Origin of the sequence: Bacillus sp. 007/AIA-02/001, assembly GCF_004634455.1 — a bacterium.
GTDB classification, from domain to species: Bacteria; Bacillota; Bacilli; order Bacillales; family Bacillaceae_G; genus Bacillus_A; species Bacillus_A cereus.
In genome coordinates, this window is record NZ_SEIY01000020.1 from 67,861 (window position 1) to 76,278 (window position 8,418).

The window sequence follows — 8,418 nt, forward strand, 5'->3', positions numbered from 1 at the left end:
ACTCCTCTTGCAGCTTCCTCCCTTCGAGTTTTCATTTGAATTAAAACTTTAATCAGTGGAGGAAAAAGCCCCCACTGATTCTTTTAAGAATAACTATTAATCGTACTGTTTTGTACGCTTCCTTTTTCTACAACATACGGCCCATCGGCGTTTCCTTTTAATACGACACCGTCACCAATTTTCACATCTTTATCAATAATAACACCATCTATTATACAGTTATCTCCAATTTGGCTCTTTTGCATAATAATACTGTTACGAATAATTGAACCTTTTCCAATTTTAACTGAACGAGAAACAACACTGTTTTCGACTTCCCCTTCAATAATACTACCGTTTGCAATCATTGTATTTTTCACGACTGCACCCTTTAAATAACGAGTTGGTGGCTCATCTTTTACTTTCGTAAAGATCGGTGCTTCTTTCTTAAATAATTGCTTCCAAATAGCAGGTTGCAAAATTTCTAAGCTATGTTTATAGTAACTTTCAATCGAGTCAATAATTGCTACATATCCAGTATGTTCATATGTAGCAATGTGTAATGATTTCCCGCGCTTTTCTCTCACTACATCAAATAAACTGTATTGTTCCACATCTTTATATGACTCAAATAAGTCTAACAATAATTGTTTCTTTAACACATATGTTTGAAGTGAAACCCCTTCATAGCAAACTTCCGTAATATCAGCTGCCGTATGTATATGTCGCTCTAACACCGCTTGAAAATTTAATGCTGTTACGAGATGGCTATTCGTAATAACAACGTACTCTTCTCTGCTTCTTAGAAAATAATCAATATGTCTTCTAAAGTGTGCAAAAGACCCAAATTCATCTTGGTCACATTGGCAGTTTGGCGGGAATAAAAATAGTCCGTCTCGTTTTCTATCTAAATCCCACTGTTTTCCTGAACCAACATGGTCCATTAACGAACGATTTTTATGGCTTGTAAAAACTGCCACACTATGAATACTAGAATTCACCATATTTGAAAGCATGAAATCAATGAGTCGATAACGGCCCCCAAACGGTAACGCCGCTAGTGAACGATGCCCTGTTACTTTCTTTAAGGAAGGAAAACTTCCCGTTGCATTAATAATTCCTAACATTTTTTCTCCCATTCATTTCATCCCCCTTTTCTATTTCCCTTCAGCAATTAATACTACATCATCAACATTCTTTTCTGGACGAATGATTGTTCCATCCTCGATAACCATTTCTGATCCAACAATCGCTCTTTCAATCACAACATTTTTACCAATCTTAGCCCCTGGCATAACGACAGAATCAATCACCATACTTCCTTCTTCCACCGTCACTCCTTGGAATAACACAGAATGCTTCACGTCCCCTTCAATGACGCACCCTTCGTTAATAAGCGATTCTTCTACTTTCGCCTTTTCAGCAATATATTGAGGCGGTTCGTTTGGATTGACAGAGTAAATACGCCAATTACGATCGTTTAAATTCAGTGATGTTTCATCGCGAAGCAAATCCATATTCGCTTCCCATAAGCTCTTCACCGTTCCAACATCTTTCCAATATCCTTCAAACGGATACGCCATTAGCTTCTTCCCTTCATCCAATAAAAGCGGAAGTACGTCTTTTCCAAAATCGTTACTAGATTCAGGGTTTCTTGCATCCATCTCTAAATACTCTTTCAAAATTGACCAATTAAAAATATAGATTCCCATTGATGCAAGATTACTTCTTGGAAATTGTGGTTTCTCTTCAAACTCAACAATCTCCATTTCTTCATTTGTATTCATAATGCCAAAGCGACTCGCTTCATCCCAAGGTACTTCAATAACAGAAATGGATACGTCCGATTCTTTCTGAATATGGTAATCTAGCATCTTACTGTAATCCATTTTATAAATATGGTCGCCTGATAAAATGAGAACATACTCCGGTTCATACTGACTTAAATAGTTTAAGTTTTGATAAATGGCACTTGCCGTACCTGTATACCACTTAACCCCTGAAGACTCCGCATAAGGAGGTAAGACTGTGACCCCACCGTTTACTCGGTCTAAATCCCACGCATTTCCGATTCCGATATAATTATGAAGTTCGAGTGGTTGATATTGCGTTAAAATCCCAACCGTTTCAATACCAGAATTCGCACAGTTACTTAGCGTAAAATCAATAATGCGATATTTACCACCAAATGGAACAGCTGGCTTGGCTAAATTCTTTGTTAATGCACTTAAACGACTACCTTTTCCCCCTGCTAGTAACATTGCTACGCACTTTTGTTTTTGAGCCATCTTGTTTTTTGCTCCCCTTTCTCGTCTTCACTGGTCGTAATATGGATACGCCAAATGGTGGAATTGTAATCTCTACATGTGCTGCTTGATTATGGTACGGTTCTAGAATCGTCTTAAGACGTTTCTTATTCACTTGTCCCGAACCGCCATATTGCTGTGCATCACTGTTTAAAATCTCGTTATAATACTCGAAATCTGGTACACCTACTTTATAGTTTTCATATGTAGCTTTCGTAAAATTACATACGATAACTAACGCATCTTCTTGTTTATCCCCTTGGCGGATAAACGAGAAAATACTTTGCTCGTTATTATTAGCATCAATCCACTGAAAACCTTCAGGCGAATGATCAAGCTGCCAAAGTGGTTTTGAGCGCTTATACAATGCTATGAGCTCTTTAAAGTAATCATGCATATAACGATGCATTTCAAAATCATGTAAATTCCAATCTAAATCTTCAAGGTCTTTCCACTCATCAAACTGCCCGAATTCTCCTCCCATGAAAAGTAATTTCTTTCCTGGGTGAGTAAAGAAATATCCATATAACAAACGAAGCTGAGCAAACTTATCCCAGTAATCACCTGGCATTTTATTTAATAACGACTTTTTCCCATGAACGACTTCATCATGAGAAAGGGGTAATATGAAGTTTTCAGAGTAAGCATATAGTAAAGAGAACGTCATTTTCTCATGAATATATTTTCTGTACTCTGGCGCACACTCCATATATTTCAGCACGTCATTCATCCAGCCCATATTCCATTTGTAATTGAATCCAAGCCCACCTTCATACGTTGGTGCTGTTACAAGTGGCCAAGCTGTTGAATCCTCTGCCGTCATAAGAAAATCTTCATCCTCTGCAAACACTGCTTCATTTAACTCCCGTAAAAATGACACAGCGTACTCATTACTTTGCTCTTGTCCTTCTTTATTCCAGTACAACATGTTCGCAACTGCATCTACTCTGAAACCATCAATATGGAAATATCTCATCCAAAATAACGCATTTGAAATTAAGAAATTACGTACCTCTCTCTTTCCTAAATCAAAATTGACAGTTCCCCATACTAGATTTTCTTGTACATCTTTATCTTTATATTCATAGGTCGGTGTGCCATCAAACAAATATAAACCGTGAGCATCTTTACAAAAATGCCCCGGTACCCAATCTAAAATGACACCGATTCCATATTTATGACATTCGTCGACAAAATACATTAAATCATGCGGTGTACCAAATCTACTCGTCGCTGCATAATATCCCGTTCCTTGATATCCCCAAGAACGATCATATGGATGCTCAACAAGCGGCATAATTTCAATATGTGTAAATTGATGTTCCACCACATACGGAATGAGTTCTTCTGCCATTTCCCTGTAAGAATATAGTGTTCCATCTTCTTTCTTTTTCCAAGAACCAAAATGTAATTCATAAACTGTCATCGCTTCTTTATAAATCGGTTTTTTCTTTTTCTTACGATTCCAGTTTTTATCATTCCATTCATATCCTTTTATATCAAAAACTACAGATGCCGTATTCGGTCTTACTTCTGCATATATAGCATACGGATCTGCCTTTAAAATGACGTCACCAGCCAACGTTTCAATCGCATATTTATATATTTCTCCTTCTTCAATATGCGGTATAAATAAGGACCAAATCCCTTCTTCTGTCACTTGTAGCATCTTATGTTGCTCATAATCCCACTCATTAAAATCTCCAACAACACTCATTGCTTTCGCATGAGGAGCCCAGACTGTAAATCGTACCCCTTGAATCTCATCTTCCGTCACAACATGTGCGCCAAAGATGTTATAACTTTCATAGTACTTTTCTGTATGAAACTCATCTCGTTTCACTTCTTCACAATTTATTACACTCAATATGCTCACCTCACTTAGATGACAGAATTTTTTATACTTTAACTATTTCTGCGAAAAACTGCAATATCCTTGTTAATTTATAAAAAACATTCGTTTTTTTCTTAAAAATGTTAGTTTTTCTTCACATTTCCGTGTAAAATATCGAATTTTGACGAATATTCATTGAAAACGCTTTATTATTCTTCTATATTTTTACCAATTATTTTTTCTCAACCTTTATTTTATTATGTTTATCCTATTTTTCATGCTATTTTCCACTCAAAATCAAAACAAAATAATCTGTCATAAAAAAATGTTTCTCAATATTTTTTGTCACAATGTTATTGAAATGCGAAATTTAATCCTGCTTTTGAAAAGCTACTTTCCGAAAAAGGAGTAACCGCAAAAGTAAATGAACCGAAATTAGAGGCAGGTTCTGTTACAGTTGGCGGCGCTATCGATGACAAAAACTTTGCTGGATTAGATGGTGATTTCCCGTTCATTGATGTAACTTTCAAAGTAGAAAATGATGAATTTTATGAAGCAAACGCCCAATTAGAGTCACCAATTTTTGTTTACTGGAAACAAGGTGAATCAGAACCAAATAGAATGCGTGTACTTCAAGATCAAACATTCTCAGTTATGTCCTTAAACTCACTAGTAGAAGGAAATATTAAACCTGGTGCGTTCTTAAATGAACGCGAATATTTAGATGAAAAGTTCGATTATACAAAGCTTGGCGTAAAAGTATATGCGACTGATTCTTACCGTCATAAGTTTGAAGGCTCACTAGATAAATACGGATACTTCAAACTAAATGGACTTCCAGTTAATAAACGCGACTATAACTTATATGTAGAGGTGCCAGGACATTTAACAAGCCGCCTAACAACGAAACTTGGTACTGAAAAAGACGGTAAGCTGCTTGGCCAATATTATTATGCAAGACCTGACGAAAACCTTACCGGCGATGTAAATGCTGATAAAGTAATCGATATTAAAGATGCTGAAATTATCGCTAGCAACTATGGTAAAAAAGGAGTAACTGTAAAAGACGGAGACCTTAATAAAGATGGTATTGTCGACGAAAAAGATATTCGCTTCGTTGAAAGGAACTTCTTGAAAAAAGGTCCAGATGCATCTAAATCACAAACACCTGTAGAAAAATCCAAAAGCGGTACACTGGCAGATATTTTAAAGAAATTAGGATTAACACCTAAAAAATAATAAAATGAAACTTTAATCAGTGGGTTTTTACTGCCCGGCAAATAGCGGAATAATAAAGAGCACTCTACGTAAAATAGAGTGCTCTTTTCTATAAACGACCCTTATCCAGCAAAAGGGGTATATTGGGGATATACAAGGGAAACCGGAAAAGGAATTTATATTAAATTATATAAGTTCAGAGGTAAGAAGCAGTTTCCCACCTCTGAATTATTTAGCAATTATTATAGTACTGGTGCCATTGTTTCTTTTAATACTTTTACAGAATGAGCGAACTTCACTTTTTCCTCTTCATTTAGCTCAAGTTCTACGATTTCACGTACACCTTCGCGGTTAATTACAGCTGGAACACCTACGTAAGCATCTTTCTCGCCGTATTGACCTTCAAGGTATGCAGATACAGTTAATACGCTGTTCTCGTTGTTTAAGATTGCTTTAGTTACACGAAGTAGTGACATACCGATTCCGTAGTAAGTTGCACCTTTACGCTCGATGATATGGTAAGCTGCATCACGTACGTTTTCGAAGATTTTGTCTAAGTCTTCTTGTTTGTACTGTTCGTTGTTAGCTAAGATTGTTTCTAATTTTTGTACACCGATAGTAGCGTGGCTCCATACTGGAAGTTCAGTGTCACCGTGTTCACCAACGATGTAAGCATGAACGTTACGTGGATCTACATCTAAGTAGTCACCTAACATGTAACGGAAACGAGCAGAGTCTAAAGTAGTACCAGAACCGATTACGCGCTCTTTCGGTAAACCAGATTCTTTCCAAGTTACGTAAGTTAAAATATCAACTGGATTAGTTGCGATTAAGAAGATTCCATCGAATCCGCTATCCATAATGCCGCGAACGATTTGTTTAAAGATCTTTGTATTTTTCTCAACTAAGTCTAAACGAGTTTCACCTGGCTTTTGTGGTAACCCAGCAGTGATAACAACTAAATCTGCATCTTTACAATCTGCATAGCTACCGCTCCAAACTTTTGTTGGTGATGGAGAGAATGGTACCGCATGGCTTAAGTCCATTGCTTCCCCTTCTGCTTTTGCTTCATTAACATCTACTAATACGAATTCTTCAGCTACACCTTGGTTGATCATTGAGTAAGCGTAACTACAACCTACAGCTCCTGTTCCTACTAATACTACACGATTGATACCTTTTTTCATGGTAATTTCCCCTCTCTATTGTTCACATATATTTTTTTATGATTGTTTAAGTAATTAATTAAAATACTAATTTAATGTTGTTTAACTTCTTTACATTCATATTGTAGCACGTATTATTGTGAATTACTTCACAAATTATGACCTATTTGTGAACTTTTTCACATAGAGTGTAAAGTTATTGGAATAGGTGTGGAATCCATTTCAATGGAGGCGTTTTCTTTAGATTGTGAAAGGGTTTTTCTTGTGGTTTTCATCGGTAAGTGAAATTATATCGGCGATTTTTAGAATATATCGACCGTAACTCCAAATATATCAGCGATTTTTGCAATATATCGACTTACCGACAAAACTCGACAATAATGACAACATAAAAAAGCTGTCTCCAGTAGGTCACCCTATTGAGAGGCAGCTTCTTCTATATATTATTTATTTTCCACAGTAGCTCCCGGATGTATTTTCATCCGTTTCTCCAAGTGTAGGAGGCTACAGCCATACAGCTGGGGTAAATAAACAACATGATTGTATTTACGGCTCTATATACCCAACTGCAACAGCCCATACTTCATATTTCTTCTATTGCATAAAAAAGCAGACTATCCAAAGTTCACTTTTATACAACAAAAAAGAGATAGCAGATTATGCTATCTCTTTTAGTATGACCCGTACGGGATTCGAACCCGTGTTACCGCCGTGAAAGGGCGGTGTCTTAACCACTTGACCAACGGGCCAGTTCTGGCAGAGAAGAAGGGATTCGAACCCTCGCACCGCGTTCGCGATCTACTCCCTTAGCAGGGGAGCCCCTTGAGCCACTTGGGTACTTCTCTATAAATATGGCTCCGCAGGTAGGACTCGAACCTACGACCGATCGGTTAACAGCCGATAGCTCTACCACTGAGCTACTGCGGAACAATTATGGTGGGCCTAAATGGACTCGAACCATCGACCTCACGCTTATCAGGCGTGCGCTCTAACCAGCTGAGCTATAGGCCCATAATTGAAAAGCGGGTGAAGAGAATCGAACTCTCGACCAGAGCTTGGAAGGCTCTTGTTTTACCACTAAACTACACCCGCATTAAATTATAAATGGTGAGCCATGAAGGACTCGAACCTTCGACCCTCTGATTAAAAGTCAGATGCTCTACCAACTGAGCTAATGGCTCATTTTGAAAGTGGTGCCGACTAGAGGACTTGAACCCCCAACCTACTGATTACAAGTCAGTTGCTCTACCAATTGAGCTAAGTCGGCTCTTGATTTCAAAATGGTGGCTCGGGACGGAATCGAACCGCCGACACGAGGATTTTCAGTCCTCTGCTCTACCGACTGAGCTACCGAGCCTTTATGTAAAAAATGGCGGTCCCGACCGGGGTCGAACCGGCGATCTCCTGCGTGACAGGCAGGCATGTTAACCACTACACCACGGGACCATTTGGTTGCGGGGACAGGATTTGAACCTGCGACCTTCGGGTTATGAGCCCGACGAGCTACCGTGCTGCTCCACCCCGCGATGATAAAATATTCACTTTAGAAAAAATGGAGGAGGTAGAGGGATTCGAACCCCCGCGCGACTCTCGCCGCCTGTCGGTTTTCAAGACCGATCCCTTCAGCCGAACTTGGGTATACCTCCGAGATATATACGTCTAATGGTGGACCTTGTAGGACTCGAACCTACGACCGGACGGTTATGAGCCGTCTGCTCTAACCAGCTGAGCTAAAGGTCCTTTATGGTAGCGGCGGAGGGGATCGAACCCCCGACCTCACGGGTATGAACCGTACGCTCTAGCCAGCTGAGCTACACCGCCATAAATGATATTAATATAAGTGGAGCCTAGCGGGATCGAACCGCTGACCTCCTGCGTGCAAGGCAGGCGCTCTCCCAGCTGAGCTAAGGCCCCA

At 38.8% G+C, this 8,418-nt stretch carries 4 protein-coding genes, 14 tRNA genes and 1 pseudogene; 1 reads left to right on the forward strand and 18 read right to left on the reverse strand.

Features of this window, described 5'->3' with window-relative positions; genetic code table 11:
- Positions 1-83: 83 nt before the first annotated feature.
- The 3 genes from glgD to glgB are packed head-to-tail and all read right to left on the reverse strand — an operon-like array spanning position 84 to position 4,152.
- Positions 84-1,118, reverse strand: coding sequence for a glucose-1-phosphate adenylyltransferase subunit GlgD (glgD, locus tag ES895_RS25450; protein WP_135238737.1), 1,035 nt, complete (start codon positions 1,116-1,118; stop codon positions 84-86).
- A gap of 18 nt (positions 1,119-1,136) precedes the next feature.
- Positions 1,137-2,267, reverse strand: coding sequence for a glucose-1-phosphate adenylyltransferase (glgC, locus tag ES895_RS25455; protein ID WP_000057606.1), 1,131 nt, complete (start codon positions 2,265-2,267; stop codon positions 1,137-1,139).
- A complete protein-coding gene (gene glgB / locus ES895_RS25460) occupies positions 2,215-4,152 on the reverse strand; it encodes a 1,4-alpha-glucan branching protein GlgB (protein WP_000111398.1) in 1,938 nt (645 codons plus the stop codon). The genes glgC and glgB overlap by 53 nt, the downstream gene beginning before the upstream one ends.
- Positions 4,153-4,479: 327 nt before the next feature.
- Here glgB and ES895_RS25470 point away from each other — a divergent pair.
- Positions 4,480-5,358 (forward strand): annotated as a pseudogene (locus tag ES895_RS25470) (dockerin type I domain-containing protein); the annotation flags it as partial.
- 221 nt (positions 5,359-5,579) lie between these two features.
- On the opposite strand, the gene ES895_RS25480 reads toward ES895_RS25470, so the two are convergent.
- The 15 genes from ES895_RS25480 to ES895_RS25550 form a co-directional block, all read right to left on the reverse strand.
- On the reverse strand, positions 5,580-6,524 hold the full coding sequence (locus tag ES895_RS25480) for an L-lactate dehydrogenase (RefSeq protein ID WP_000715340.1): 945 nt from the start codon (positions 6,522-6,524) through the stop codon (positions 5,580-5,582).
- A gap of 656 nt (positions 6,525-7,180) precedes the next feature.
- Positions 7,181-7,252, reverse strand: a tRNA-Glu gene (locus ES895_RS25485).
- Between the two features lie 5 nt (positions 7,253-7,257).
- Positions 7,258-7,348, reverse strand: a tRNA-Ser gene (locus tag ES895_RS25490).
- A gap of 7 nt (positions 7,349-7,355) precedes the next feature.
- A tRNA-Asn gene (locus ES895_RS25495) sits at positions 7,356-7,430 on the reverse strand.
- A gap of 7 nt (positions 7,431-7,437) precedes the next feature.
- Positions 7,438-7,514: transfer RNA gene (locus tag ES895_RS25500), tRNA-Ile, on the reverse strand.
- Between the two features lie 10 nt (positions 7,515-7,524).
- A tRNA-Gly gene (locus tag ES895_RS25505) sits at positions 7,525-7,595 on the reverse strand.
- 13 nt (positions 7,596-7,608) lie between these two features.
- Positions 7,609-7,684 (reverse strand) — tRNA-Lys (locus ES895_RS25510).
- 10 nt (positions 7,685-7,694) lie between these two features.
- Positions 7,695-7,770, reverse strand: a tRNA-Thr gene (locus tag ES895_RS25515).
- A gap of 14 nt (positions 7,771-7,784) precedes the next feature.
- Positions 7,785-7,860, reverse strand: a tRNA-Phe gene (locus ES895_RS25520).
- A 13-nt stretch (positions 7,861-7,873) separates the two neighbouring features.
- Positions 7,874-7,949 (reverse strand) — tRNA-Asp (locus ES895_RS25525).
- Between the two features lie 3 nt (positions 7,950-7,952).
- Positions 7,953-8,029, reverse strand: a tRNA-Met gene (locus ES895_RS25530).
- A 27-nt stretch (positions 8,030-8,056) separates the two neighbouring features.
- Positions 8,057-8,149: transfer RNA gene (locus tag ES895_RS25535), tRNA-Ser, on the reverse strand.
- 17 nt (positions 8,150-8,166) lie between these two features.
- Positions 8,167-8,243 (reverse strand) — tRNA-Ile (locus tag ES895_RS25540).
- 4 nt (positions 8,244-8,247) lie between these two features.
- Positions 8,248-8,324: transfer RNA gene (locus ES895_RS25545), tRNA-Met, on the reverse strand.
- 20 nt (positions 8,325-8,344) lie between these two features.
- Positions 8,345-8,417, reverse strand: a tRNA-Ala gene (locus ES895_RS25550).
- Position 8,418: the final 1 nt, after the last annotated feature.

Coding starts and splice junctions, on each gene's coding strand:
- glgC (WP_000057606.1), bottom strand. CDS start 2,267: ATGGCTCAAAAACAAAAGTGCGTAGCAATGTTACTAGCAGGGGGAAAA.
- ES895_RS25480 (WP_000715340.1), bottom strand. CDS start 6,524: ATGAAAAAAGGTATCAATCGTGTAGTATTAGTAGGAACAGGAGCTGTA.
- glgD (WP_135238737.1), bottom strand. CDS start 1,118: ATGGGAGAAAAAATGTTAGGAATTATTAATGCAACGGGAAGTTTTCCT.